This window comes from Vibrio sp. 1CM2L (assembly GCF_023161695.1).
GTDB lineage: Bacteria > Pseudomonadota > Gammaproteobacteria > Enterobacterales > Vibrionaceae > Vibrio > Vibrio coralliirubri.
In genome coordinates this window covers 542322-568724 of the sequence record NZ_JALNTT010000003.1, presented here as the reverse complement: position 1 = coordinate 568724, position 26403 = coordinate 542322, and the positions used below count along the sequence as shown (strand labels likewise).

The window sequence follows — 26403 nt, the reverse complement described above, 5'->3', positions numbered from 1 at the left end:
TAGTGTCATTAACTGCTAGTTCCGCGACTTAATGACGAGTTCCGCAGCTTGACGATTGGCAAAAATTCGATATAAAAAGAAACCGAAGGATCGCAAGATCACTTCGGTTTTTTAGTCTTTAAGTTAGAGCACATGACTCACAACGCTTTATTCGCGTGTTTAAGCGACCTTCACCGCAGAGACACCCCACTTCTTGAGCATCTCTTTAAGATCGTTAGCTGTGTAAGGCTTACTCAAAATGTCATCCATTCCACATTGAATACAACGTTCGCGTTCTTCAAGTGTCGTTCCGGCGGTCAGTGCCACAATAGATTTAACGTAACCCTTCTCTCTTAGCTTCTCTGTTGCTTCAAACCCATCCATAACAGGCATTCTGCAATCCATGAATACAATGTCGAATTCGTTGTCTGACGCGAGCTCAAACCCTTCGACACCATTACTTGCGATAGCCGGTTCAATCTCATGTTTACGTAGCATCTGTTGGATGATGATCTGGTTCATCTTAATATCATCAACCACCAGCACTTTAAGTAGTGACAATTCCGCCTCAGACTCAAAGCCCTTGGCGACACTATCACTCTCTGCCGGAACATCGACAACTTGAAGAGGAATCGAGATGGTAAACGTCGTGCCTGAACCAACGACACTGGTCACCCCAATATCGCCATTCATCAAAGCCACCAGCTTGCGACAAATCGCTAACCCAAGCCCGGTGCCCTCATAGTTCCGGCTACTTGAGTTATCTGCCTGCGTAAAAGGTTCAAATAGAGTCTTATGTGCTGATTCAGCAATTCCGACTCCGGTATCTTCTACAGAGAAAACAAATTGGTTTTTGTCCCACTCAATATCAACATTCACATGCCCCTCTTCTGTAAATTTAATCGCATTACCGATTAAGTTCACAAACAGCTGTGTGATGCGCTCTAAATCGCCTTGGAAATGGGAGGGAACGTTTGACGCAACACTGATATTGAATTCTAGCTGCTTCTCTATTGCTCGATTGACGAAGATACTATCAATCGTGTTTCGCAAGTCATTCAGGGCAAATTTCTTTGGAATCAGCTCTAACATCCCTGCGTTAATTTTGCTGAAATCAAGCAAGTCATTAATGATGGTTCTGAGAAACTCTCCAGATTGGCTCAGGTTGTTCACTATTTCACGCTGAGAACTGTTGAGTTCGGTATCACTGATCAACTCGGCACTGCCCAGTAAGCCATTAAGCGGTGTTCTTAACTCATGGTTAATCATGGCCACAAAGTCACGCGTTGCCCTTTCGGACTCTTCCGCTCGTTTACGTGATTCAATATTTCGGTTGATTGCTAGTTGATGGGTTAAGGCACTGCAGATAAGATCCGTTACTAACAACAGTTGGCTTTGTATAAACTCGTAGTCTTGGTCTAACAACCTGACTCTGACGATTAACGCGCCGACTATGACTTTTTCAACCTCTAAGGGCACGGTCAGTAGGTTGTCTTGCCAATGAGGTTCTTGAATGTCTTGCTCTAACACCTCGACAGTCTCATCGCCATAATCATAGGTCTGTAACTGAGGGATGAGCTTGGGAGGTAGAATCAAACGACTGGCTTCGATTAAGTAACTGTTGGTCACGTTGGTCGTTAGTTCAGATAGCATGACATCATCGAGATCATTTCTTAGAAACGCGCGCCCAAAATTAATCAACAGGTTGTCGATTTGTTCTTGGAATTCAATGCGGCGTATATTCGCGTTGGAGCGCTTTTCTAACTGACGCAAAGCAAGCTCAAGTTGTTGGTTAGCCTCGAACAGTTCGAGGCTCTTCTGTTCCAACAATCCTTCAGCCGCTTTCCTTGCCGCGATTTGACGCTTAAGCTTCTTCTCTAGGGCAGATGCCAGATCCATATTACTTTTCTACTTTGAGATTAAACCTAACCACGCTTTGGTCATCATTTTGTGGCGTCATCTCCACCGCGATAGATTCACCGTGGTATTCAGCGCATCCTTCTATAAGTCCTAAGCAAACATGAGACATACACCTTGCGCTTTTGTAGTCAAAAACAAGTTGTGCTTCGGTCGTGGTGATAAAACTGAATTCAGGTGGCTCAGCATCTGGATAGAGCTTCTTCACTTCGACGTGAATGTAGCGCTCTACGTGCTGAATAAATTGAAAGGTGGTATTGCTGTGAGCAAGGCTCGCTTTATTCGGTAATGAGGCCAGTAAGTTCTTAAATACAGACTGCCCAAACACGCGTTGCAAGCTTGCCGCATCAATATCGGTTTTCTTACTCAAGTTGATAATCAACCTGACAAGGTCTTTGTGGTCGTAACTGCCGACCGACGTATAGATCCCTTCATCTTCTGACATTTCTAGAACTTCTTCCAAAAGCTCTAGCCCAAACTTGTCTTCAACAAGCTCTAAAAACTCGGTGAATATGATTCCTTTCATCTCATACCTTTTCTTCTATTTCTTTTTAGAATGGTCCACTAAGTTATTGTTATCAAATTCTTAAACAAAAAATCTACGTTTCGTCACCCAATTTTATGACATCGATAACGCTTACTCGCCTGTATGCACATATTGAATATAGCAAAAATCGTCATTTTGAGGAGATTCAGTGGTAAAAAGCCCCTCATGGCATCCAATTGATAACTAAAAGAGGGAAAGTAAATGAAGAAAAACTCAATATTGGTAATCAACCCTCGGTTATGTCTATACTTAAAATCATAATAATCAATATATTGGCTTGATATGAATAAAGAAAACTTCCTTCAGCAATTCCAACTTAACCCAACCGTTGGCTATCACCCTGAGTCAGTAGAGCGTGTTTCGCACATCAGTGGCGAGCAATTACGTAAAGCGGCAGTGGTGGTAGGTTTAGTTGAAAGAGAAGATGGTTTACATGTCATTTTTACTAAAAGAGCGGCTCATTTAAAGCATCATCCTGGCCAAGTCAGTTTTCCTGGCGGTAAACACGAACTCTCTGACCCTTCTATGCAATTCACCGCACTTAGAGAGCTCCATGAAGAGGTAGGAATTCGATCGGATCAAGTTAAAGTTGTTGGGCAATTACCCGCTTTGAGTACCATTAGTAAATTTTCTGTGACGCCGATTGTTGCTATGGTCGATCCTGACTATGAAGCCATCATCGATGAGAACGAAGTTGCCTCTATTTTTGAGGTGCCTGCCACCTATGTTTTAGACCAAGCCAAGTTACACAGTCACACTGTTAACTTCAAACAAATCAAGCATCGTGTTTTTGCGATGCCTTTCCAAGAGCACCTAATTTGGGGCGTTACGGCGCAAATTATCCAATCACTGCAGCAACATGTAGTGCAACGAATTACATAGCAACTACGTTTTGTTTAATCTCTGTTAACAAAATCCAGACTTTCTATGGAACAGATTTATTAATGCAATTTTACGCAAACGTTTCCCTGGTATAAATCTATACAACCCCGCCTTTCGCATAAATAAAACTAATACCAAGCATAAACATAAATCACCTGTGGCACGCTATTTTCGTGATCAAAAATCCGTTTTTCGCATATCATGTGACACGCCGTTTCATTACATGATTTAGATCTATTTTTTGCAGACGAAAATTCTGCAGAATTAGCCCCGACTTATTTCCTGTTCCCAAAAAATGAGTAATTTAACATGAACACAACAACTTCTTCGGCAAATGCCGTTAAAGATTCAAGCAAGTTTAACTATAAAGATTTTACCTGGTGTTTATCACTATTCGGTACAGCAGTTGGTGCTGGCGTACTATTCCTTCCAATCAAAGCTGGTGCGGGTGGTTTTTGGCCATTAGTTATCCTAGCTCTAATTGCGGCACCAATGACTTGGTTCGCACACAAATCTCTAGCTCGTTTCGTACTGTCTGCTAAAAACCCTGAAGCTGACATTACAGACACAGTTGAAGAGCACTTCGGTAAGACTGGCGCAAACATTATTACTTTTGCTTACTTCTTCGCTATCTATCCGATCGTTCTTATCTACGGTGTTGGTATCACAAACACGGTTGATTCTTTCCTAGTAAACCAAATGGGTATGGAATCTATTCCACGTCCTCTTCTTTCTGGTGCACTTATCCTTGCTATGACAGCAGGTGTTGTATTCGGTAAAGAGCTGATGCTTAAAGCAACTTCAGCAATGGTTTACCCACTAGTATTCATCCTACTAGCGCTATCTTTTTACCTAGTTCCTGATTGGAACACTTCAATGATGGACGTAAGCCCAGAATGGTCAACAATGCCTTCTATTATCTGGCTTGCTATTCCAATCATCGTGTTCTCTTTCAACCACAGCCCAATCATTTCACAGTTCTCTAAAGAGCAACGTCGTGTATACGGTGAAGACGCAGTTAAGAAAACTGACGCAATCACTGGTGGCGCAGCAATGATGCTGATGGGTTTTGTAATGTTCTTCGTATTCTCTGTAGTACTTTCTCTATCTCCAGAGCAACTAGCAACAGCACAAGCGCAAAACATCTCGGTACTTTCTTACCTAGCTAACGTTCACGAGTCTCCACTTATCTCTTACATGGGTCCTCTTGTAGCGTTCGCAGCGATTACTTCTAGCTACTTCGGTCACTTCCTAGGTGCTCACGAAGGTCTTGTTGGTCTAATCAAGTCTCGCTCTGGTTCTTCAATCTCTAAGATTGAGAAAGCATCTCTAGCGTTCATCGTTGTTACAACTTGGATTGTTGCGGTAGTTAACCCAAGCATCCTAGGTATGATTGAAACAATGGGTGCTCCAATGATTGCAGCTATCCTGTTCCTAATGCCTGTATTCGCGATGCAGAAAGTACCAGCTATGGCTAAGTACAAAACTTCAGCACCTGTGCAAATCTTTACAGCTTTATGTGGTCTAGCGGCTATTAGTTCTGTAATCTACGGCGCTCTTTAATCTCAAGCCCTTTTTATAAGATGGCATCCATCTTATATCGCGAGATTAGACAAAAAATATAATGATAATAAATGAGCCTCCCTACTCCCCTTGGGAGGCTCTCTTTTTGAGGTAATCGCTATGATTAGTGTATTTGATATCTATAAAATCGGTGTTGGTCCATCGAGCTCACACACAGTTGGACCAATGAAAGCGGGTAAAGAATTTATTGATGACCTACGTTCAATGGGAAAATTGCGCGACATCACTAAAATCACCGTGGACGTATATGGATCACTATCACTGACAGGGAAAGGTCACCACACAGATATCGCAATCATCATGGGTCTTGCTGGCAATACTCCTGAGCGTGTTGATATCGATTCTATTGCTGGCTTCATTGCTCGCGTAGAAGAAACTGAGCGCCTTCCTGTTGGCATGCACTGTCATACAGTATCGTTCCCACGCGATGGCGGTATGAACTTCCACACTAGCAACCTTTCTCTACACGAGAACGGCATGAGCATTCATGCATGGGTTGGTGACGAAGTTGCATACTCAAAAACGTACTACTCAATTGGTGGCGGTTTCATCGTTGACGAAGAGAACTTCGGCAAAGAAGAAGAAAACCCAATCAAAGCACCTTACGAATTCACAACAGCTGAAGAGCTGGTTAATCAGTGTAAAGAAAGCGGTCTTTCTATCAGTACACTGGTTATGAAAAACCAAGCAGCATTCCACTCAGACGAAGAGTCTCGCACTTACTTCGCTAACATCTGGAAAACGATGCGTGAGTGTATGGATCGCGGGATGAATACTGAAGGTATCCTGCCTGGTCCACTGCGTGTGCCTCGTCGTGCAGCAGCACTTCGCCAACAGCTAATGACTTCAGAAAAAACAACCAATGATCCAATGACGGTTGTTGACTGGGTAAACATGTTTGCTTTCGCAGTAAATGAAGAAAACGCAGCTGGCGGTCGTGTAGTAACGGCACCAACAAACGGCGCATGTGGCATCATCCCTGCTGTATTGGCTTACTACGATAAGTTCATCCAAACAGTGACAGAGAAAGATTACATCCGTTACTTCGCTGCTTCTGGCGCGATCGGTGGTCTTTACAAGCGTAATGCTTCTATCTCTGGTGCTGAAGTTGGCTGTCAGGGTGAAGTTGGTGTGGCATGTTCTATGGCTGCGGCTGGTCTTGCTGAGCTTATGGGTGGTAGCCCTGAGCAAGTATGTATGGCTGCAGAAATCGGCATGGAGCACAACCTAGGTCTAACGTGTGACCCAGTTGCTGGCCAAGTACAAGTACCATGTATCGAGCGTAACGGTATTGCTGCAGTTAAAGCAATCAACTCGACTCGTATGGCACTTCGTCGTTCTTCTGCTCCTACTGTTTCTCTAGATAAAGTTATCGAAACAATGCTAGAAACAGGTAAAGACATGAACGCTAAATACCGTGAGACGTCTCAAGGTGGTTTGGCTGTTAAGGTAGTTTGTTAATTAGCATTGTTTGCTAATAGCCTCTAACACTGCTTGCTTGGTAACGAGCAAATAATAAAAAAGGAACGCCAATGCGTTCCTTTTTTTGTATCTGAATTCCGGCCACTTATATCTAAGATGCTCGATTTGCATCTTAGATAATGGACCAAAGAACTAGATCACTTGTGAGATAAGCAGGAAACAACCAAACAGCAGTGAGAACAACATCATTGCGCTGCCACCTTCTGCTCGGTATCGGTCATCAGCAACTTTCATGAAACGCTGTTTGTGGACCATAACCAGAGGAACAAACACCGCTAGGAATACCAAGATGATGCCTGCGTAATTCAGCACTTGTAGGAACTTGTCTGCAGCAAGCAATGAACCCGCCAACGGTAAGATAAAGCTAATGCAGTACGTTACCGCTGTATTTTGGTTGAACATGTCTTTGTTCTGGTTGAACAACGCCATCGCCACACCAAAGAAAGAGGTCAACAACGCCAAGCCAGTGAAGGTAGACAGAACGTTACCCACCCAAGGAGACTGAGCCTCAAACGCCGCCATCAAATCTGATACGTTCTCAAAGCTTCTGAATTGCTCTTCACTCAAGTTACCCACTACCGCGAACAACCAACACAGGTAACACACTAATGGGATCAGAGAACCGATAATCACCATGTTACGCAACTGTTTGTCTGTCGCTTCGTGGTTATAAGAAACCAAGGTTGGAATCACCACCATAAAGCCAAAGCTCGTAAACAGGATGGCACTGGTTTTGATTAGATCAACGTGGTCATGGCTGGTTACCTGCATCAAGTTTTCTTGAGTCATGCTCGGCGCTAAGAAGGCCATGGTTGCAAACAAACTAGCAAGCATCACGAAGAACAATGCTCGGTTGAGCTTATCAATCACACCAGTACCACTTGCGACTACTGCACCTGCAAGCAAGGTAAACACGGTTTGGCTGGTAGTCGCGGTAATTTCGACGCCAAAGTTAGACAGCAACTTACTCAGCAAGTCACCGGCACCCAGAATGTAAGCCATTAATAGGCAAATCAACAACGCGTATAGCAAGCCGTTGGTAAGCAACTGACCTTGTTTACCCAAGGTTTTTCGGGCAATAGAGTTTAATCCTAGACCGCCACCCGCTTTGATGGTTGCTTCTAGAAGTAGTAATGCTGCGTAAGTCGTACCGAAACAGATCAGTACCATAAGCAGTGTGCCGTAAAGCAATCCGAATTGAGCCAATACCATTGGGATCGCAAGCATACCAGCACCGAGAGCGGTACCAGCGATAATTAGGGAGCTACCCATCATTTTAATATTCATTGTTTTTAACTTATTTGTTTAGTTTTTATAGATGTGAGTCTTCGTTCATCGAGCGGATGACAAAAGAGTTCAGATAGAAATAAAGTTATAAAACGAATAACAATAGGAGCGATAAACGATAAAGAAGCGTGCAGAGACGTTGTCGAACAGGGCGTTCAAAGGGGAGCTTGTCTTAAAAGAGGTAAAACGAGAAGCGTGAGTAAGCATTAACTGATGTGGTGAACCTTCCGTAGGTTCAATAATCGGCGATGTAATCTTGAATTTCATGTATGTGTCCAATAAGTCACATTCCATAGTATTTGAAGCAGCGTATCCGTTGCTGCCCTACCTCTATCATAGAGGTCTTTTCATCTTATCGAATGAGCCTCGAAACACAACGCTATAACCACAATTTTTGCTATTAAATTGAACAAAACAGCCATTTGGATATAAATTGACCACTAAGTCGTCTAAAACAATAGTCTTTATTGATAAAAGACAAGCGGACAAATACATCGAGCTAATTAACAACCAAGGCTTTTCTAATTATCAGTACAATCACAGCGCTCTATTCGCAAAACAGCAGTCTGTTTCAATAACAGCTGTATGTTTCACAACACGATGTTTTAAGAACAGCAGCAAGCTTGAAGCGCGTTCCATTTCAACATCAGACACAACACAAACTCGCTACATCACAGAAACATAACCACAACCGGAGTGTGGTCACACAATTCGTTATACCCCATAGGTGGTAGGGATTCTTACTAGTACAGTATTTTCGTCATTATAATTAATAAAAACAACCACCTTATGCGCTCAACAATCACCTTCAAAATCCTAGTGGCCCTCGCCATCGTGTTCACTTTTTTGCTGGCAATATCGACCTATTTCCAATACTCGCAGCAAAAACAACTGGTTAACTCGGTGTTGAGTGAACAGCTAAACGACAAAGCAAGTAACTACTTCGACAGCCTCAACATGATGATGCTCACCGGCACAATGGCACAAAAAGAGACCCTTCGTCAGAAAGCACTGGCTCAAGAAGGCATCGAAGACGTTCGTGTTTTGCGCGCCGACGCTGTCAGCAAGTTATATGGCCCAGGTAATGACAACCAAACACCGGTTGACGATATTGATAAGCGAGCGCTAGCGGGCGAAACCGTTATCGAACCTTTTTCTGCTGATTGGGGCAAAGGCTTAGTTATTGCTCTGCCAATGAAGTCGAGTGAAGATTACCGAGGAACCAATTGTGTCGCCTGCCATATGGCACCAGAGGGTGAAGTATTGGGTGCGATTCGCCTCGAATATAACCTCAACCATGTTAACTCGCTGATTAACACTCAAACCATGGCGGCTATTGGCATTATGGCGGTGATCTCGTTTGCAGGATTCGTTCTTACAATGGGGCTCATTCGTAAGATTATCGTTCGTCCGCTGCAACAAACTTCTCGCTTTATGACCCAAGTAAGCAACGATAAAAACCTATCCACTCGGCTGCCTAAGCAAAGTAAAGATGAGATCGGTACGCTCGCGAACTCCATCAACTCATTCATGGGTACCGTTTCTGACAGCTTAGAGAAGGTACAAGACACCTCTCACAAATTGAATGCCTCAGCAAACCAACTGACCAGCGTTGCACAAATTACCGAGCAAGCCGCCAGCGATCAACAAAATGAAACAGCTGAAGTACAACACAACGTTGAAGGTATACAAGCGCAACAAGTCAATGTAGAGCAAGCCACTTTAACCGCTTCAGAACTCATTAATCACACCGCCGATGTGGCGTGTAAGAGTGCGAACCAAGCACATGATGCAAGCGGTGAGATAAAAAACCTCGTCAGCAGCATAGAAGAGGTGAAACACAAAATACTGACACTCAACGAGCAGACTGGAGAAGTCTCTTCAATATTGAGCGTGATTCGTGGTATTGCCGACCAAACCAACCTTCTTGCATTAAATGCAGCTATTGAAGCGGCTCGTGCGGGAGAACAAGGCCGAGGCTTTGCGGTAGTAGCAGATGAAGTTCGCCATCTCGCATCGCGAACCGCTGAAGCAACAGGCAGTATTGAATCAATCATTCATCAATTCCAGCAAGGCAGTGAAGAGTCGCTGACTTCTGCCGATCGCGTTTGCGAACAAGCCCATCAAAGCTCGACCGATATCGACGCACTTTCAATTGAAATGAATGGTGTGGTCGAAGAGATGAAACAGGTGCTGGCTCACGCACAAAACATTCAGCAGCAAACGCAATCCACCACACACGCTACCCAAGATGTGCAGCAAAAAGTCGAGACCATTACCTCTCATGCCGATAATACGTCGCGCTCTGCTGGTGAAACTCGTGGGATCAGTAATGACTTGGAAGAACTATCCGATCACCTTGAGTCACTGATTAATCAATTTACTTTGTCGAGTACCAAGAAGAAGTCATAGATCGCCAACAAAAAAGCGCTCAACAATGAGCGCTTTATCTTCATAACAATGTCTAGTTCAGGCTTTAAAAGTACCTTAAACCATGATTAGTGCGTAATGGAAACCGCGGTTAAGTCTTTATGCTTGTGATACATCGCGTGTTTGACTATCAGATTCGCACTCACGCTATCCATTCCTGACACTTCAACATAAGCCCCTTTTTTACGGAACTTGAACACAACCTTATCAAGCGCTTCAACCGACGTATTATCTAAGAATGACGCATCCGATATATCGATGGTCACTAAAGAGTTCGCGTTGTCATAATCAAATAAGTCGACAAACGCATCTGACGAAGCAAAGAAGACATGACCTTTTACTCGGTGAATAGTGTGCATTTCGTTGGTCACGACTTCATCGGATATAAACACCATGGATTTGCTGGCATGTGCATAAAACAGAGCCGACAGCACCACGCCAACCGCAACACCTATTGCTAAGTTATGAGTAACCACCACCACCGCCACGGTTGCTAGCATGGTTACATTGGTTGGGAGTGTGTGATCTTTAAGCTCAACAATGGAACGCCATGAGAATGTGCCGATAGAAACCATGATCATCACAGATACTAAAGCCGCCATCGGTATCAGCTTCAACCAATCAGAAACAAACACCACCATTAGCAACAAAACCACTCCAGCGATCATGCTGGATAATCGGGTTAAGCCACCTGATTTGATGTTAATGATCGACTGACCGATCATTGCGCAGCCCGCCATTCCACCAAATAATGAGGCAACGATGTTCGCTACTCCCTGCCCTTTACACTCATTGTTTTTATTACTTTCAGTATCTGTCAGATCATCGACTATGGTCGCTGTCATCAAGGATTCCAGCAAGCCAACCAGAGACAGAGCAATCGAATATGGCAGGATGGTCGCAAGCGTATCAAACGTGAATGGAATATTAGGAATCAAGAACACAGGCAGTGAATCAGGAAGCTTGCCCATATCGCCAATCGTTCTCACATCTAAGCCGAACAGCAAACTAACGATTGTCAGGGTAACAATCGCGACCAGTGGAGAAGGTATCGCACGACCAAATTTGGGGAAATAAGGAAGCAGATAAATGATCGCCAAACCCAAAGCGACCAACACGTAAACGCTTGAAGGAACGTTGATCAACTCAGGAAGTTGGGCCATGAAAATTAGAATGGCGAGCGCGTTAACAAATCCAGTAATCACCGATTTAGAAACGAAATTCATCAGGTTACCAAGCTTGAGATACCCAGCTGCGATTTGAATGACGCCAGCTAAAAATGAAGCAGCGAGTAGATATTCTAGTCCGTGCTCTCTCACCAAGGTGACCATTAACAGCGCCATAGCGCCTGTTGCCCCGGAAATCATTCCCGGACGACTGCCAACCAAAGCAGTGACGACACAAATACAGAACGAGGCATAGAGCCCTACTTTAGGGTCAACGCCTGCAATAATTGAAAATGCGATGGCTTCAGGGATCAATGCGAGTGCAACCACAATCCCAGATAATGAATCTCCTTTAACGTTTGATAACCAGTGTTTTTTTAAATAATTAAGCATGTAATTCTCTTTTACTTGTACAGCCAGTCCTGCCTTGTTGAGACATAATTTGATCGACTGTTTTTCTTGAATGAGCGAGCGCTCGAAAAGTGCGGGTGTAGAGAGAATGCAGGGGTTAAGGCGGCGTAATTAACAAGTAGATATTAAACTCCTCTTGTTGCTTTAGTGGGAAATTAAGAAGGTGATCAAGTCCAAAATGACTGAATCCGCGCCAATATAGAGTGAGTCTCAACACAATCACACTCCCATTATTGAAAACAAAGGTTTCGATTACGCCTTGCTCGTTCAACAGCTCACATAGGGTCAAAGGTAAGGCTGACGCTAAGATCGAACAAAAAACACACCCTCAAACCTATTTATCGTCAGTAGACACAATATTTCTTTCACCAAGCAAGAATAAAGGTTGAAGCTGTCGGTATGACAGGTAATATGTTCAATCGATTTAAAAAGTTTATACAACTTAATGTTTCGGTTAATTATTGTTCAAATGTATGTTTATTTGCAGCAATGCCAGAGACTTTGAGTTGAATTTGTCCCTCAATGGAGAATGAAATCAACATGACTTACGCGCCTGTAACAGACGTACTTGGCGGCAAGCTAGCGGTAGACAGTGAAGTAACTGTTCGCGGCTGGATCCGTTCACGTCGTGATTCCAAAGCTGGAATCTCTTTCCTTGCCATTTATGACGGCTCTTGTTTCGACCCGATTCAGGCCGTGGTTCCTAATAATCTTAATAATTACGAAAACGAAGTATTAAAGCTAACGACTGGCTGCTCTGTTGAAGTAACGGGTAAGATTGTTGAGTCTCCTGCGAAAGGTCAAGACTTCGAACTAGCAGCAACTGAAGTTAAAGTTGTAGGCTGGGTTGAAGACGCTGACACTTACCCAATGGCTAAGACACGTCACTCTATCGAATACCTTCGTGAAGTTGCTCACCTACGTCCACGTACAAACGTGATTGGCGCAGTAGCACGTGTACGTAACTGTCTATCTCAAGCGATTCACCGTTTCTACCACGAGCAAGGCTTCTTCTGGACTTCTGCTCCGCTTATTACTGCATCTGATGCAGAAGGCGCTGGTGAAATGTTCCGTGTTTCTACGCTAGACATGGAAAACCTACCACGCACTGAAAAAGGCGACGTAGACTTCAACGAAGATTTCTTCGGTAAAGAGACGTTCCTAACAGTATCTGGCCAACTTAATGCTGAAGCTTATGCTTGTGCACTAAGCAAGGTTTACACGTTCGGTCCTACGTTCCGTGCTGAAAACTCAAACACAAGCCGCCACCTAGCTGAGTTCTGGATGGTTGAGCCTGAAGTTGCGTTTGCAGACCTTAACGATGTAGCGAAACTGGCTGAAGACATGCTTAAGTACGTTTTCGCTGCTGTTCTTGAAGAACGCCGCGACGACCTTGAGTTCTTCGCTTCTCGCATCGACAAGCAAGCAATTACTCGTCTAGAGCAATTCGTTGACGCTGACTTCGCACAAGTTGACTACACTGACGCAATCCAAATCCTACTAGACTCTGGTAAGAAATTTGAGTTTGACGTTGAGTGGGGCATCGACATGTCTTCTGAGCATGAGCGTTACCTAGCTGAAGAGCACTTCAAAGCACCTGTTATCGTTAAGAACTACCCGAAAGACATCAAAGCTTTCTACATGCGCTTAAACGACGACGGCAAAACAGTTGCAGCAATGGACGTACTTGCACCAGGCATCGGTGAAATCATCGGTGGTGCACAACGTGAAGAGCGTCTAGACATTCTAGACGAGCGTATGATTGCTATGGGTATCGACCCTGAGCACATGAGCTGGTACCGCGACCTACGTAAATACGGCACAGTACCTCACGCTGGCTTCGGTCTTGGCTTTGAGCGTCTAGTGTCTTACGTAACAGGTATGGGCAACGTTCGTGACGTGATTCCATTCCCACGTACACCACGCTCTGCAAACTTCTAATTCGAAACCTATTCGATATTAAAAGTTAAGAACAAATAAAAACCTCCGCACTTGCGGAGGTTTTTTTATGTTCGGAATAAAACGAGACGACGGCTGTTTCTGCATGCCACCATCCAAGACTCGTTACTCAATAGCTAATCAACATCTTGGTCGATAGCGTATTTTATTGCGAGACCGCAGATTGCCATCATAACGAATGGGATCGCGGCAGTGGTGTATTCTGCCCACGCCATATCAGCGAATGCTTTTGCCAGCAGTACGTGGCCGAGAATAAGCAGAAGTGCGCAAACAATCGCGACAATAATCAGCTTAACTTCATTTCCCATAGTCATTTTCAACATAACGGTATCTCCAATATTTGGTCTACCGTTATTGAATCACAACTCTTTGGTCAATTAGGCGTACAGTTACCCCACAAACAACCCGTACAGTTGGAATGATTGTCTGTTTTATGAGGGACTTAAGGTTTTACGAGTGCGTAAGTTGATGTGCCAGCTTGCCAAGCCAGATGAGAGCCTGTTCTTTCTCTTCTGTCAGTTCATAAGAGAAGTTCAATCTGATCGCGTTATCTACTCTGCCCTGCTCACTGAAAAGATCACCAGATGCGACACTAATACCTTGCTCGATAGCCAGTTGATGAAACTGTTGGCTGTCGAATTTTTCAGAGAAACGAATCCATACCAAGTAGCCACCAGCCGGTTCTTCAATCTCGATTGAATGCGGAAAGTACTGCTTAATGACATCGATAAATCGCTCTTTCCTGACGACAAGGTTTTTACGCAGTTTACGAAGGTGATTGTCGTAGCTTTCATGTGTTAAGAAATGGGCGACACCAAGTTGAACAGGCGCGCTGCTCGATAACGTAGAAAGAAGCTGTAACTTTTGAATCGCATCGTTAAAACGCGTGTTCACAACCCACCCTACTCGATAACCCGGACATAGGCTTTTTGAATACGACCCACAAAGCAAGACGGAATCGGTCTTATCGGAGGCCTTTAATGGCTTCGGCTTGTGCCCTTCATAATAAAGGTCGCCATACACGTCATCTTCAATAATGTAGGTTTCATGTTGTTCTGCAATCTCTACGACACGGCGCTTTGCCTGTTCCGACAAACTGGTTCCCGTTGGGTTTTGAAAAGTCGTCATCAGCCAACACGCTTTAACATCTTGGTTTTGTAGTGCGTTTTCAAACTGCTCTATATTCAGCCCATTGATTGGGCAAACGTCCACTTCAATAGGGTTCAGCCCGAGCCTCTCGACAGCCTGCAGAGCACCATAGAATGCCGGAGACTCAATCACGACGTTATCACCCGACTTGGTGACCGTTTGCAGGCTCAAGTTGAGCGCTTCCATAGCACCGGACGTAATCACGATGTCTTGATGATTAACTGTAATCCCTTGTTGCAAGTAGCGTTGCGCGATTTGTCTTCTTAAAGACTCACTGCCCGGTGGCAAATTATTGATCACACTGGTGCCAGTCATTTTCCTACCCGCGCTGGCAAGGTTTCGAGTCAAGGTAGGTAACGGGAACAGGTCAGGATCGGGGAATGCAGAGCCGAAAGGAATCACACCTTCGGCTGAACTCGACTTCAAGAAATCAAATAAGCGGTCATTAATGGCTTTCTTTTCACTAACGAGTGGCTGCGCGTAATCAACGCCGTCCAGCCTTGGCGCTACAAAGTAGCCCGACTGAGGTTTAGCGATGATCCACCCTTCGCTTTCTAGCAACTGGTAGGCTTGTAAGACAGTACTGTTGCTGACGTTGTAATTTCGACAACTCATGCGTACCGAAGGGATCTTCTCTCCGGATCGCCACGTCTTGTTGGCTATCTGAGTTCGAATATCCTTTGCAAGCTCTTCATAACGCGCCATCTAATTGTACTACCTAAAGAAATTCTGTGAGCCGGTGATTTTATCACTTACGCCAACAACTATTGCTGCTATCCATATGATCACACCTAATTTCCACAATAGTGTGAATTAGTTCACAGATAACTTTGTAAGCTTTGCTAAGTTTGTACCCAAGGTAGGAGCTAAGTTGGCTTTCTACCTCAATAATTTGATGTAACCCAAAAACATGCGAGATAACAATGAAAAAAATAGAAGCAGACCAATTAAGTTATAAAGGAGAGTCAAACGGTGTTCACAGTTGGACAACACCGAGCGGTCAGCCATATTACTGGCACCCAGATTGGCTCCATATTGCTGAAGATGCGACAGGCTCACATCCAAAGCAAAAGATCGATGTCGAACAAGACCAAGCACCAACGGAAAAACACGCGGTGTCTGCTATTCTGAAACACATCAACCAATGGGCTGCAGACAAACTAGCGTCTCACCCTGAGATTGAAACCGGCTCAATCGAAGCTGAAATCAATCTCAAAAAGTAACGGGGTAAAATAGATAGCGAACTCAATCATTTGCGATTCTAACCCACTACACAGACTGAATAGCCTCGAACCTCGACCGAGGCTATTCAAGTATCTTCATAAAAATGCTGCAATAACCCCCACCTAGCTAACAAATCTCTAACACAAACCAGTTTCTTGTATCAATCCACGAAAGCTATCGATAGAATTTCCGGTCTTATTCACGTCAGTTATGCTAATCATTCGCAATTCTAAAGTCGTGAATCAATGAATGCGTGAATCTAATAAGAATGAGAACAAAGGCTTATCGATGGATACTTCAAATTACAATCAATCGCTAACGACTAAGTTATACGTCATTGCTGGCGTGCTGTTTGGCACCTATGGCAGTCGGGTGTGTCCTATGCTCGAGAGCTTAACGACGTTAGAGATTTTCACACAAGTCAGTATTGTGTTTGTCTTATTATGGCTCGCGCGTCGTTACCTATTGGCGCAACATACCTTGGTCAAGCAAGGCCGATTCGCGCAACTCGATACCCTGCTATTTTTTGCTGCAAGTGTGCCTTTCGCGCTCTACTACAACTTAAGCTATGAATTTACCATAGACAGTAATTTGAAGGTGCTGTTTGGCATGAGTTTATTCGGTTTCTTTACCGGAACCATTCTTCAATTGAACGCTAAGCTCAGCCAAATGGATAAAATGGAGACGACCGGACAATTCGACTTCCAACTGGTTGGTGAAAGGAGTTCACTGGTCAAGCAGATGATAGGCTTGGTTATCGTGCTTCTGGTCACACTGACGACTATGTTGACGATGATTGCTGTCAAAGACATCTTCTGGTTAGAACATAACCCTGACCGCTTATTGGACGGCACCGGCAAGATCAGCGTGATCAAAGAGTTTATTTATTTGGCTGTGGTACTGGGTGGCTACGCGATTACCATCATGACGCTTTGGAGCAAGCTAATTAAGCGCATTCTCCTAAGCCAAGAGCACGCATTAAACAAAGTCACCAATGGCGAGCAAGGCGTTCGCTTACCTATTTTCGGCTACAACGAGCTTGGCTCAATGGCATCTATGACCAATACCATGCTTGATAGCCTTGAAACTGCGCAAAACGAAGTCAAAACCACACGTGACGTGGCTATTGTGAGCTTATCGGCATTGGCTGAATCTCGAGACAATGAAACGGGCGCTCATATCCTCAGAACTCAAGAGTACGTCAAAGTACTCGCACAAGAGCTCAGCAAATCAGAAACCCACTCAAGCTTGTTAACACCAAACTACATCGAGTTGCTTTACAAATCTGCACCTTTGCACGACGTGGGCAAAGTCGGTGTGCCTGATAGCGTGTTATTGAAACCGGGTAAATTGACGGACGAAGAGTTTGAGATAATGAAAGGTCACCCCGCGATTGGTGCTGAAGCCTTATCTATTGCAGAAAAGCAGCTGGGAAGTAGCTCTTTCTTAAGAGTTGCAAAGGAGATATCTCTGACTCACCACGAGAAATGGAATGGCAGCGGTTACCCTAATCAGTTGTCGGGGGAAGATATTCCTCTATCGGGTCGTTTGATGGCATTGGCCGATGTTTATGATGCGCTCATCTCGAAGCGAGTCTACAAACCAGCCTTTACTCATGAACAAGCTAAACAGATCATCTTAGAGGGCAATGGGACGCATTTTGATCCGCAAGTTATCCAAGCTTTTCTGGCCGTCGAACAAGCGTTTGTTTCAATTGCCGCGACCTACAAAGATGGCAAAAATGTAGCCAGTGAACTCGAGCGCGAAAGCTTTATTGCTCAACCAGCGTAATCTATTCAAAAACCACTAACTTCTTGCACTCTATAGGTTAATCCGTAGGGTGTTTTGTTATCAAATACCCTCTTTAGTCAATAAATCTGATTGAAATGGATTTTTTTTAGCCTTTCTGTTCACTTCGTATTGTCTTAAAAATTCCATACAGGTATAACTACCCATAGATACTATCCCCTCTCAATTGACATGGATGAAGATTATGTTTGAAAAAGTGTTAGCTGCTCCCGCCGATCCTATCCTCGGCCTTACTGAAGAGTTTAAAAAAGACTCTCGTGCAGAGAAAATCAACCTTGGTGTTGGCATCTACAAAAATGAAGATGGTCAAACGCCTGTACTTAAAACAGTAAAGAAAGCAGAAGCTGCACTTCTTGAAAACGAAAAAACCAAATCTTACCTAACGATTGAAGGTACGGCTGAATACGGTCTAGCGGTTCAGAAACTTCTTTTCGGTTCAGACGCAGAGATCGTTGCATCTCAACGCGCTAAAACAGCACAAGCTCCAGGTGGTACAGGTGCACTTCGCGTAGCGGGTGAATTCATCAAGCGCCAACTGGGTGATGTGAAAATCTGGATCAGTAACCCAACTTGGGCTAACCACAATGGCGTTTTCGCTGCTGCGGGTATCGAAACGGCTCAATACAGCTACTACAACGCCGAAACTAAAGACAAAGACTTCGCAGGCATGGTTGCTGACCTAGAGAAAGCTTCTGAAGGCGATATCGTTCTTCTGCACGGCTGCTGTCACAACCCAACAGGTATCGACCCAACAACTGAAGAGTGGGAAGTACTGGCTAAGCTGGTTGCTGAGAAGAAACTGCTTCCTCTATTCGATTTTGCTTACCAAGGTTTTGCAAAAGGCGTTGAAGAAGATGCTGCTGGCCTACGTATTTTTGCTCAATACAACAAAGAGATCCTTGTTGCTAGCTCGTTCTCTAAGAACTTCGGCTTGTACAACGAGCGTGTTGGTGCATTCACTCTGGTTGCAGAATCTGCAGACGTAGCAACAACTGCGTTCTCTCAAGTTAAGAGCATTATCCGCTCTATCTACTCTAACCCACCAGCGCACGGCAGTGCTGTCGTTACTCACATCCTTGGTGATGCTGATCTACGAGCTGAATGGGAAGCAGAAGTAGCAGAAATGCGCGACCGTATCCAAGAGATGCGTGAACTGTTTGTTACTACACTGAAATCTGAAGGTGTTGATGCAGACTTCACATTCATCGAACGTCAAAACGGCATGTTCTCTTTCTCTGGCCTAAGCAAAGAGCAAGTAACTCGCCTAAAAGACGAATTCGCAATCTACATTGTTGGTTCTGGCCGTATCAGTGTTGCTGGTATGACTAAGTCAAACATGGGTCCTCTATGTAAAGGTATCGCTGCGGTTCTTTAATCGTAAAGCTCTACCTGTATTTGCAGACCAGAAACCTGACTTGCAGACCAATAGATGTGTAAAAGCCAGCAATTAAGCTGGCTTTTTTGTGTCTGTCTCTTTGTATATAAGAGCTATTAGGGCACTTAGCCTTTTCGTTACTGGCTAATACTCTAGGAAAAATTCCACACCTAGCTCGTTAGTACGCTCGCTACGAATCTTACCTTCACCATCTCGATGTTGGTATGACCCACCAATCGCAAACTTGTTGGTCACTAGATAGCGTAAACCTAAGTGATAGATCTCTTCATCAAACAGGTCACTTCGGTTCACTTGCACACTGCCATTGGCAATCCAACGTTTCGCAAAGCCATAGTTAAGCTCAGCTTTTAACCCTTGGATGAACTCAGTATCTGAAGATTCAGTTCGGTTGGTGTCATTATCTTCAACCTTACCTTTCGTGATACCAAGCAGGTAGTAAGCCACTATATCTAAATCTTTCTTAATGCTGTAACGGTAACCAACACCTGGCATTAGCGTATCAATTCGAGTTGTGGTGTCATCAGGGTGAATGAAACGTGCGCTGTAGTCTCCCAGCAACAACCAATCATCCGTCATCGCGTAACTGACGCCTAATCCATACGACGAGGCATTATTATTACTGCCTGCATCTTCATTTAAACTGCCCGAATGCGCCGTGGCATAAATATGGTCGTAATCCAAAATATCCACCGCGTTAGTGTCCGCCCACAAACTTGGAGAAAACATAAAAACCGCAGATACAAAACTAAGCTTCCACTTCGACATTCCTATCATCCTTAAACTGTCACTCCATTTATTGAAAGGTTAGTCTATCCATAAGACTTTAAAAAGGTTTTAGCTCACAGATTGATTTGTGACGGCAAAATATTATCAAATGTTGTACCATGAAATCATACAAACCAATGGATGATCATTATGGATGCTGAGTTATTAGAGATTCAAAACTTTCTGGCACAATACCCCCCTTTCACAGAACTCCCTGAGGAGATGTTGGCGAAAGTGACCAGTAGTGTGGAAATTTCTTATTACCGCCAAGATACCCCTATCATTCACTTTGGTGATCAAATTCATGACTTATACATCGTTCGAAGTGGCGAAGTCGAAGTCTACCGTCGTAAGGGCGAGCTCTATAACCGCCTGGATGAAGGCCACTTGTTTGGTCAAATGGGCCTACTGACCAACAACAAGGTGCGTTTCCCTGTTAAAGCGACCGAAGATACCCTGCTCTACTGTATTCCTGAGCCTATCTTTCAAGAGCTCTACGACAACTACGACTCCTTTGCCGATTTCGTAGAAGTAGAAGATAACGCGCGACTGCGCCAAGCCAACTCCGACAGCAACGACGCTAACGACCTAACAACATCCAAGGTTAAAACGCTACTGACCAGCGAAGCGCCAATGATCGAAAAAACGCGCACGATTCAGCAAGCTGCGACCATGATGGCACAAGATAATGTTTCCTCTTTGCTGATCATCGACCCAGATATCGTTGAAGATGATGAAGATGACTCAACACCCGTGATTGGCATCATCACCGACCGAGATTTATGTACGCGTGTCCTCGCTGAAGGTCTCGACCCATCGGATGAAGTATCCAGCGTGATGACACCCGAGGTTATCTCACTCGACCACAACGCCTATGTATACGAAGCCATGATGACCATGCTTCGTTACAACGTGCACCATTTACCAGTGCTTAAAGATAAGAAGCCAATTGGTATTATCGAAGCGACCGATATTGTTCGTTACGAATCTCAAAACTCGCTGTTATTGGTAAGCAGCATCTTCCAACAACAAAGCATTGAAGATCTAAAGGTGCTTTCCGAGCAAGTGAAAGACAGCTTTGTGCGCTTAGTTAACGAAGATGCCAACGCCCACATGGTGGGTACTGCAATGTCGGTAATTGGTCGTAGCTTTAAGCAGCGAATTATCGAACTGGGTGAAGAGAAATTGGGCAAGGCGCCTATTCCTTACTGTTTCCTTGCATTAGGATCTATGGGCCGTGATGAGCAGCTACTGGTTACAGACCAAGATAACGCAATCATTCTTGATGATACCTACGACGAGAAAAAGCATGGTAAGTACTTTGAAGAGCTATCGACCTTCATTTGTGATGGCTTAGACCAATGTGGTTATGTGTACTGTACTGGTGACATCATGGCAACTAACCCAACGTGGCGTATGACTCGTCGACAATGGGAAGAGTGCTTTGCCGATTGGATTGATGATCCAAACCCGAAAGCCCTATTGAATGCTTCTATCTTCTTCGACTTAGATGGCGTTTATGGTCGCCTGAAATGGGCGGAGCAATTGAACAGCTTTATTGTTCGACGCGCACGTAAGAACAACCGTTTCTTGGCGTGTCTTGCACGTAACGCACTCAACCGCACACCGCCGCTTGGCTTCTTCAAAGATTTCGTGATGGAAAAAGATGGCCGTCACAACAACTCAATCAACCTTAAGCGTCGTGGTACTGCACCACTGGCCGATTTGATTCGTGTTCACTCGCTCGCGGTAGCGTCTCGCTCTAAGAACTCATTCGAACGCTTAGATGACATTATTGACGCTGGTATTCTGCCAAAAGGTCGAGCTCAAGATTTGAAAGATGCCATGGAGTTTATCTCTCTGGTTCGTATTCGCCACCAAGCACACGATGTCGACAACAACATCGAGCCTGATAACAACATCGAGCCAGAGAACCTGTCTGACTTCGAGCGACGTAACCTAAAGGATGCATTCCAAATATTAAGTAATGCGCAAAACTTCCTTAAGTTCCGTTATCAAGCCAGCAACAAGTTTAAGTAGGGCCTATGAACAAACTATTCAGATCACCTGCGGTCGATTGGCCATTTAAGTTTGCTCAGAAGCTAGAACGAGCGAGAGACGAGCGCTTAAAGCACTTTTATAGCCAGCCTCTTCCTGCGCCTGATACGCCACTTTCAGAAGTGATGTTCTTGGCTGTCGACTTTGAAACGACGGGGTTAAACCCAAACAAAGACGGCATCATTACCATTGGTTTAGTGCCATTTACGCTCAATCGCATCTACTTGCGACAAGCCAAACACTGGACGCTAAGACCAAAACAGAAGTTAGAAGAAGAGTCTGTCGTGATTCATGGCATCACGCACAATGACATCATTGATGCGCCAGACCTTAGTGAAGTGTTGGGCGAGATCTTAGAATCAATGGCGGGGCATATCCCTGTGGTTCACTATCGTCGTATCGAACGTGACTTTTTGGATAATGCATTGAAAGTGCGACTCGGTGAAGGCATTGAGTTCCCAGTCCTCGACACGCTCGAGATTGAATCTCAGATCCAAAATAAACTGGCTGGCGGCTTGTGGAATAAGCTAAAAGGTAAGAAGCCAGCTTCAGTGAGACTGGGGCAGAGTCGTCGTCGATACCACCTGCCCGACTACACGCCACATCATGCATTAACGGACGCTATAGCGACCGCTGAGCTTCTCCAAGCGCAAATTGCTCATCACTTTGACGCTGATATGCCTTTGAAGAGTTTCTGGCTCTAGCTGGCGTTGAACAGAACGTACACATGTAAAGCCCACTACTTCCCATAAGTGGGCTTTTTCATTTTCATTGTCTGTGTTTAAGCAGCTGTTGGCCCGACCAAGCGCATCTCCCAATCTTCAACTTCGCCCGTTTCGAGACGACGCTCAACCAGTTTCCCCCAAGACTCGACCAAAGGAAGTTCAGCCATCTGGCTCAGTTCTTTTCTATCTAGGCTTCCGGTAAAGACAGCGCCCATAATGCGCGCGAGCGACCAATCAGGGTATGGTCTTTCACACAAAGTAATCTCATCACCTGCGCCAATATCGCCCTCTTCCAATACACGGAAGTACCAGCCAGTTCGAAGTGTGTCTTGCAGTCTTCTCGCCATATCGTTTTGATCGAATCGCACATTAAGCTTCCAACAAGGCATGCGCCCTTGCGAAACTTCCAATAATGTTGAACCAATTCGAATCTTATCTTTTAAACAAATAGACGTTTCAGTCACTCCGCTTGAGCTTAGGTTCTCGCCAAATGCGCCTGCAGTTTGAAAGATGGCTTTGCTGCCCAATTCCTTTTCCCAAACTGGGTAATGTTCGCTTGGGTAAATATGAAGGGCTTTTTGAATGCCGCCATGAAAACGAGGGTCACCTTGTTCGTCATTGGTAAAACCAAGCTCTGTGGCGTGTTGACGTTCCGACAAAACCTGTTTGTTGATGGCACTCTGTGTACCGTGAGCAAAGGCAACGGTTTTACCTACCAATACGCTGTTGATTATACCTAACTTCTTCATATCCCTTCCCTATTGCTGGACACTTTATTACTGAAAACATACTTGTTGAACTGTATGAGGTAAGACGACATCACACTCGACTTCATTCACTATGCCGAGCATGATAGCCTAACAAGCCAATGTCAGAGTAGAGATGTAAGGACAATCAACAATGCCAACCCGCCAAATAGATTCTCACTCCGATGTCATGACTTCCAACGAGATGATGGCTGCCAACCCCAACTCACCAGCGCTAGTAAAGACCATCGACATGCCTAAAGGTTTCATCGATGCAATGCACCAACATGATTGGCATCAAGTGATCTTTCCAATCAGAGGTTTATTGCAAACTAAGACTGATCACTACCAGCATCTTGTTCCGCACACTTCTGCGCTGTTGGTACCTGCGGGTATTCAACATGAATCTATCGCATTGAGCCATACGACGTTTGTCGGTATCTACCTTAACCCTGTGTTTGGCAGTGAATATGAACCTGAAGTGCGAACCATTACCCTCACGCCGTTTCTAAATGAACTATTGCAAGAGATCCGAAGGCAGTGCGAAGGATTGGTGAGTAATGGTGAGGTATCGCGTTTACTTGCGGTACTGCACGACCAAATAATGAAAGATAATGTGCAAACCTTTCAATTATTGCTCCCCGAAGACAGGCGCTTAAAGTTGATATTCGAAGCGCTGAAAGACACACCAAGATTAGATTATTCGTTAAAAGAGTGGGGAGAAAAAGTCGGCGCATCGGAGCGAACGTTATCGCGTTTGTTCTCAAAAGAGTTCAACACGTCATTTCAGTTGTGGCGACAACAAATCCGACTGATTTATTCGTTATCTTTGCTTGATGAAGAGCTCTCAATCCAACGTATTGCTGACCAAGTTGGTTATCAAAACGACTCTTCGTACATCAAAGCGTTTAAAGCTTATTTTAATGTCACGCCGCAGCAGTTTCGCTCCAATGGGCGTCGAAAATCGTGACCGCTATTTGTCAGCGTGATTGGCATTACTTCCCAACCACAGACAACGTTTGGTAATAACGACGCTTTTGCTGATACATATTCTCATCAGCGACTGAGAACAATTGCTCAACGTCTGTTGAATCACTAGAGGCTGCACCAATCGAGAATCTGACAGGAATAGAGATACCCGCTTTAGTCTCGATTGCCTGTTGCTCCTGAGCAATGTACAACTGCTCAGCCATCTCTGCGACATTGAGCGAATTCGACTCACCAGACGTTAAGGTAAGCACCGCAAATTCATCTCCACCCAAACGATATAGATTACTGGCAGGTGTCAATTCGTGGCTGATTACGTCTACGCAGCGCTGTATCAGCTCATCCCCGACTTCATGTCCATGAACATCATTGGTCGTTTTCAAGCCATTGATATCAATAATGATCAAAGAAATCTGATTTTGGTTGTCGTTAATGCTTCGTTTGCTGAATTCGAGATCTTCATTAAAAGCTTTACGATTCAAACAACCAGTCGGCATGTTAATGCGCGTAATATTTTCGAGCTCTAGCCAACCTGCTAACTGTTTTTGGTACATGTCAAAAATCAACAGATCTTCTTCACTGAGTAGAGCAAATGAGCTCGAACAAAAATACCCGATTGCCGTCCCCTGTGAGTCACAGAGTCTCAAGTCAGCCTCGCCAGTTCGGTTAAAATGAAACTGAATCGAATGTTGAGCAAGTAATGTCTTTAACTCTTGATCGACCATTTGAGGAATCAACCGATATTCAGCCGCCTGTCTCGATGATGCAAACTGCACGATCTTCAAAATACGATGCTTCTGGGATTCTTCACGCGCGAGCGAATACGTTAACTTGCTGGTTTTCTCTTCGACTAAGTCCTCTAGCTGAACATTAAATCTTTCGAGTTTATCGTTACTTTCGGTAAGCTCACGGACTTGGTATTGTATGCGACCCCACAAGGTTTCCAATAAACGACTCAGCGTGACGAACTCTGTAAAACGATGTTCATCCACACTATGAGTCGGTGACTGGTTATGCGAATACGACGTAACAGATTCAGCCAACAGGTTTAACTGCCCTGAGAACCAGCGGCTTAGGAACAGAGCAAACACAATCGCGATGGCAAGCGTCGCCACCAATATTCTGACAAAGACCACCTGAGCTTGTTGCATCTCTAATAAGCGCGCACTGTCGGAAATATGATGTTTGACGTTCAGTATCAATTTGTCGGTAAAGAATTTACTGTCGATAGAGATAATGTTCGCACTTTGTTCAGAAGACTGAGCATCCGTTGAATCAACATAGTTAAACTCAACCGACTCATTTTGATACAGGAAAGGCGTCACTTTAGTGTTAAGTCTGTCATACCCCATAAGAACCACAAGATAGCCCTGCGGCGTGTATGTAGAACCTTCAATCAAACGATAAGGTAAGATCGGCGCGACAAAAGCGATACCGGCAGTGGCATTATCCGCCAACTCAGTTTCGGTAAACTCGGTGTGGAACAATTTCCCTTGCCCATAAACCGATTGAGGACGCTTCAAGCTTTCTAATAACTGGCTCTGCTCAAAATGGTACAAGCTGCCTTTACTGTCATAAATGGGCTTCCAGTTTTGGTCCAGAATATAAGTCGCGGACACACTCTCCGCTAGCGCATTGAAGCTATCCATCTTGTCCCAAACAACACTTGAGAAAAAGATATTACCACCCGCTTTAATCAATGATCGGTCTTGCGAATACCATTGGGTTAGGCTCGCCGTCAGCTTAATTTGCTCTTGTACGGTTTGACGAATACCGGTCGTAGAGTTGTCCAGTTTGGCTTCTTTTTGCTCTAAAGAACTTTGGTTTTGTTTATTGAGAATCAACTGTCCCGCTAGGTAAACAGGGAGCATTGAGCAAGCCAGCAACACCAAGCCCATGG

General features: G+C 44.5%; 20 protein-coding genes. 11 read left to right on the top strand and 9 right to left on the bottom strand.

Features of this window, described 5'->3' with window-relative positions:
- Positions 1 to 159 precede the first annotated feature (159 nt).
- Both MSG34_RS12540 and MSG34_RS12535 read right to left on the bottom strand, forming a co-directional pair.
- Positions 160 to 1878, bottom strand: coding sequence for an ATP-binding protein (locus tag MSG34_RS12540; RefSeq protein ID WP_248337653.1), 1719 nt, complete (start codon positions 1876 to 1878; stop codon positions 160 to 162).
- Between the two features lies 1 nt (position 1879).
- Positions 1880 to 2422 carry a heme NO-binding domain-containing protein gene (locus MSG34_RS12535; protein ID WP_017060423.1) on the bottom strand — a complete coding sequence of 181 codons (543 nt, stop codon included), beginning with the start codon at positions 2420 to 2422 and terminating at the stop codon, positions 1880 to 1882.
- Positions 2423 to 2725: 303 nt separating this feature from the next.
- Here MSG34_RS12535 and MSG34_RS12530 point away from each other — a divergent pair, with 303 nt between their 5' ends.
- The 3 genes from MSG34_RS12530 (at position 2726) to MSG34_RS12520 (ending at position 6370) form a co-directional block, all read left to right on the top strand.
- Positions 2726 to 3325, top strand: coding sequence for a CoA pyrophosphatase (locus MSG34_RS12530; protein WP_248337651.1), 600 nt, complete (start codon positions 2726 to 2728; stop codon positions 3323 to 3325).
- Positions 3326 to 3634: 309 nt separating this feature from the next.
- Positions 3635 to 4888 (top strand): aromatic amino acid transport family protein, encoded by a 1254-nt coding sequence (locus tag MSG34_RS12525; RefSeq protein ID WP_052878186.1) that lies wholly within the window; start codon positions 3635 to 3637, stop codon positions 4886 to 4888.
- 120 nt (positions 4889 to 5008) lie between these two features.
- Positions 5009 to 6370 (top strand): L-serine ammonia-lyase, encoded by a 1362-nt coding sequence (locus MSG34_RS12520; RefSeq protein ID WP_065676971.1) that lies wholly within the window; start codon positions 5009 to 5011, stop codon positions 6368 to 6370.
- Between the two features lie 153 nt (positions 6371 to 6523).
- Here MSG34_RS12520 and MSG34_RS12515 read toward each other — a convergent pair whose 3' ends face one another.
- Positions 6524 to 7666, bottom strand: coding sequence for an aromatic amino acid transport family protein (locus MSG34_RS12515; RefSeq protein ID WP_017060419.1), 1143 nt, complete (start codon positions 7664 to 7666; stop codon positions 6524 to 6526).
- Positions 7667 to 8467: 801 nt separating this feature from the next.
- On the opposite strand from MSG34_RS12515, the gene MSG34_RS12510 reads away from it, so the two are divergent.
- Positions 8468 to 10090 (top strand): methyl-accepting chemotaxis protein, encoded by a 1623-nt coding sequence (locus tag MSG34_RS12510; protein WP_248337649.1) that lies wholly within the window; start codon positions 8468 to 8470, stop codon positions 10088 to 10090.
- A gap of 86 nt (positions 10091 to 10176) precedes the next feature.
- Here the strand turns inward: MSG34_RS12510 and MSG34_RS12505 are convergent, their stop codons facing one another.
- Positions 10177 to 11667, bottom strand: coding sequence for a SulP family inorganic anion transporter (locus tag MSG34_RS12505; protein ID WP_248337647.1), 1491 nt, complete (start codon positions 11665 to 11667; stop codon positions 10177 to 10179).
- 558 nt (positions 11668 to 12225) lie between these two features.
- Here MSG34_RS12505 and asnS point away from each other — a divergent pair.
- Positions 12226 to 13626: an asparagine--tRNA ligase gene (asnS, locus tag MSG34_RS12500; RefSeq protein WP_248337645.1), complete on the top strand. Its 1401-nt coding sequence runs from the start codon at positions 12226 to 12228 to the stop codon at positions 13624 to 13626.
- Between the two features lie 134 nt (positions 13627 to 13760).
- Here asnS and MSG34_RS12495 read toward each other — a convergent pair whose 3' ends face one another.
- Both MSG34_RS12495 and MSG34_RS12490 read right to left on the bottom strand, forming a co-directional pair.
- Positions 13761 to 13967: a hypothetical protein gene (locus MSG34_RS12495; RefSeq protein WP_004734707.1), complete on the bottom strand. Its 207-nt coding sequence runs from the start codon at positions 13965 to 13967 to the stop codon at positions 13761 to 13763.
- A 127-nt stretch (positions 13968 to 14094) separates the two neighbouring features.
- The gene (locus tag MSG34_RS12490) at positions 14095 to 15498 is read right to left on the bottom strand and encodes a PLP-dependent aminotransferase family protein (RefSeq protein ID WP_248337643.1); all 1404 of its coding nucleotides are present in this window, start codon (positions 15496 to 15498) and stop codon (positions 14095 to 14097) included.
- A gap of 218 nt (positions 15499 to 15716) precedes the next feature.
- Between MSG34_RS12490 and MSG34_RS12485 the strand changes: the two genes are divergently transcribed.
- The 3 genes from MSG34_RS12485 (at position 15717) to MSG34_RS12475 (ending at position 19201) form a co-directional block, all read left to right on the top strand.
- A complete protein-coding gene (locus MSG34_RS12485; RefSeq protein ID WP_017060414.1) occupies positions 15717 to 16016 on the top strand; it encodes a hypothetical protein in 300 nt (99 codons plus the stop codon).
- 250 nt (positions 16017 to 16266) lie between these two features.
- Positions 16267 to 17808 (top strand): HD domain-containing phosphohydrolase, encoded by a 1542-nt coding sequence (locus tag MSG34_RS12480; RefSeq protein ID WP_248337641.1) that lies wholly within the window; start codon positions 16267 to 16269, stop codon positions 17806 to 17808.
- Positions 17809 to 18010: 202 nt separating this feature from the next.
- Positions 18011 to 19201 (top strand): amino acid aminotransferase, encoded by a 1191-nt coding sequence (locus tag MSG34_RS12475; protein WP_019822582.1) that lies wholly within the window; start codon positions 18011 to 18013, stop codon positions 19199 to 19201.
- A 144-nt stretch (positions 19202 to 19345) separates the two neighbouring features.
- Here MSG34_RS12475 and MSG34_RS12470 read toward each other — a convergent pair whose 3' ends face one another.
- Positions 19346 to 19987, bottom strand: coding sequence for an outer membrane beta-barrel protein (locus MSG34_RS12470; RefSeq protein WP_048617493.1), 642 nt, complete (start codon positions 19985 to 19987; stop codon positions 19346 to 19348).
- Between the two features lie 150 nt (positions 19988 to 20137).
- On the opposite strand from MSG34_RS12470, the gene MSG34_RS12465 reads away from it, so the two are divergent.
- Complete coding sequence (locus MSG34_RS12465; protein ID WP_048609207.1) at positions 20138 to 22027, top strand: DUF294 nucleotidyltransferase-like domain-containing protein; 1890 nt, start codon at positions 20138 to 20140, stop codon at positions 22025 to 22027.
- Positions 22028 to 22032: 5 nt separating this feature from the next.
- A complete protein-coding gene (locus MSG34_RS12460; RefSeq protein WP_248337639.1) occupies positions 22033 to 22749 on the top strand; it encodes a 3'-5' exonuclease in 717 nt (238 codons plus the stop codon).
- Between the two features lie 77 nt (positions 22750 to 22826).
- On the opposite strand, the gene MSG34_RS12455 is transcribed toward MSG34_RS12460, so the two are convergent.
- Positions 22827 to 23519 carry an MOSC domain-containing protein gene (locus MSG34_RS12455; protein WP_248337637.1) on the bottom strand — a complete coding sequence of 231 codons (693 nt, stop codon included), beginning with the start codon at positions 23517 to 23519 and terminating at the stop codon, positions 22827 to 22829.
- A gap of 151 nt (positions 23520 to 23670) precedes the next feature.
- On the opposite strand from MSG34_RS12455, the gene MSG34_RS12450 reads away from it, so the two are divergent.
- Positions 23671 to 24486, top strand: coding sequence for a helix-turn-helix transcriptional regulator (locus MSG34_RS12450; protein WP_248337635.1), 816 nt, complete (start codon positions 23671 to 23673; stop codon positions 24484 to 24486).
- Between the two features lie 25 nt (positions 24487 to 24511).
- On the opposite strand, the gene MSG34_RS12445 is transcribed toward MSG34_RS12450, so the two are convergent.
- Positions 24512 to 26401, bottom strand: a complete 1890-nt coding sequence (locus MSG34_RS12445) for a GGDEF domain-containing protein (protein WP_248338169.1) — start codon at positions 26399 to 26401, stop codon at positions 24512 to 24514.
- Positions 26402 to 26403: the final 2 nt, after the last annotated feature.

What these genes read in the sequence shown, in the direction of transcription:
- MSG34_RS12540 (WP_248337653.1), bottom strand. Translation starts at nt 1,878, where the DNA reads ATGGATCTGGCATCTGCCCTAGAGAAGAAGCTTAAGCGTCAAATCGCG.
- MSG34_RS12535 (WP_017060423.1), bottom strand. Translation starts at nt 2,422, where the DNA reads ATGAAAGGAATCATATTCACCGAGTTTTTAGAGCTTGTTGAAGACAAG.
- MSG34_RS12530 (WP_248337651.1), top strand. Translation starts at nt 2,726, where the DNA reads ATGAATAAAGAAAACTTCCTTCAGCAATTCCAACTTAACCCAACCGTT.
- MSG34_RS12525 (WP_052878186.1), top strand. Translation starts at nt 3,635, where the DNA reads ATGAACACAACAACTTCTTCGGCAAATGCCGTTAAAGATTCAAGCAAG.
- MSG34_RS12520 (WP_065676971.1), top strand. Translation starts at nt 5,009, where the DNA reads ATGATTAGTGTATTTGATATCTATAAAATCGGTGTTGGTCCATCGAGC.
- MSG34_RS12515 (WP_017060419.1), bottom strand. Translation starts at nt 7,666, where the DNA reads ATGATGGGTAGCTCCCTAATTATCGCTGGTACCGCTCTCGGTGCTGGT.
- MSG34_RS12510 (WP_248337649.1), top strand. Translation starts at nt 8,468, where the DNA reads ATGCGCTCAACAATCACCTTCAAAATCCTAGTGGCCCTCGCCATCGTG.
- MSG34_RS12505 (WP_248337647.1), bottom strand. Translation starts at nt 11,667, where the DNA reads ATGCTTAATTATTTAAAAAAACACTGGTTATCAAACGTTAAAGGAGAT.
- asnS (WP_248337645.1), top strand. Translation starts at nt 12,226, where the DNA reads ATGACTTACGCGCCTGTAACAGACGTACTTGGCGGCAAGCTAGCGGTA.
- MSG34_RS12495 (WP_004734707.1), bottom strand. Translation starts at nt 13,967, where the DNA reads ATGTTGAAAATGACTATGGGAAATGAAGTTAAGCTGATTATTGTCGCG.
- MSG34_RS12490 (WP_248337643.1), bottom strand. Translation starts at nt 15,498, where the DNA reads ATGGCGCGTTATGAAGAGCTTGCAAAGGATATTCGAACTCAGATAGCC.
- MSG34_RS12485 (WP_017060414.1), top strand. Translation starts at nt 15,717, where the DNA reads ATGAAAAAAATAGAAGCAGACCAATTAAGTTATAAAGGAGAGTCAAAC.
- MSG34_RS12480 (WP_248337641.1), top strand. Translation starts at nt 16,267, where the DNA reads ATGCGTGAATCTAATAAGAATGAGAACAAAGGCTTATCGATGGATACT.
- MSG34_RS12475 (WP_019822582.1), top strand. Translation starts at nt 18,011, where the DNA reads ATGTTTGAAAAAGTGTTAGCTGCTCCCGCCGATCCTATCCTCGGCCTT.
- MSG34_RS12470 (WP_048617493.1), bottom strand. Translation starts at nt 19,987, where the DNA reads ATGTCGAAGTGGAAGCTTAGTTTTGTATCTGCGGTTTTTATGTTTTCT.
- MSG34_RS12465 (WP_048609207.1), top strand. Translation starts at nt 20,138, where the DNA reads ATGGATGCTGAGTTATTAGAGATTCAAAACTTTCTGGCACAATACCCC.
- MSG34_RS12460 (WP_248337639.1), top strand. Translation starts at nt 22,033, where the DNA reads ATGAACAAACTATTCAGATCACCTGCGGTCGATTGGCCATTTAAGTTT.
- MSG34_RS12455 (WP_248337637.1), bottom strand. Translation starts at nt 23,519, where the DNA reads ATGAAGAAGTTAGGTATAATCAACAGCGTATTGGTAGGTAAAACCGTT.
- MSG34_RS12450 (WP_248337635.1), top strand. Translation starts at nt 23,671, where the DNA reads ATGCCAACCCGCCAAATAGATTCTCACTCCGATGTCATGACTTCCAAC.
- MSG34_RS12445 (WP_248338169.1), bottom strand. Translation starts at nt 26,401, where the DNA reads ATGGGCTTGGTGTTGCTGGCTTGCTCAATGCTCCCTGTTTACCTAGCG.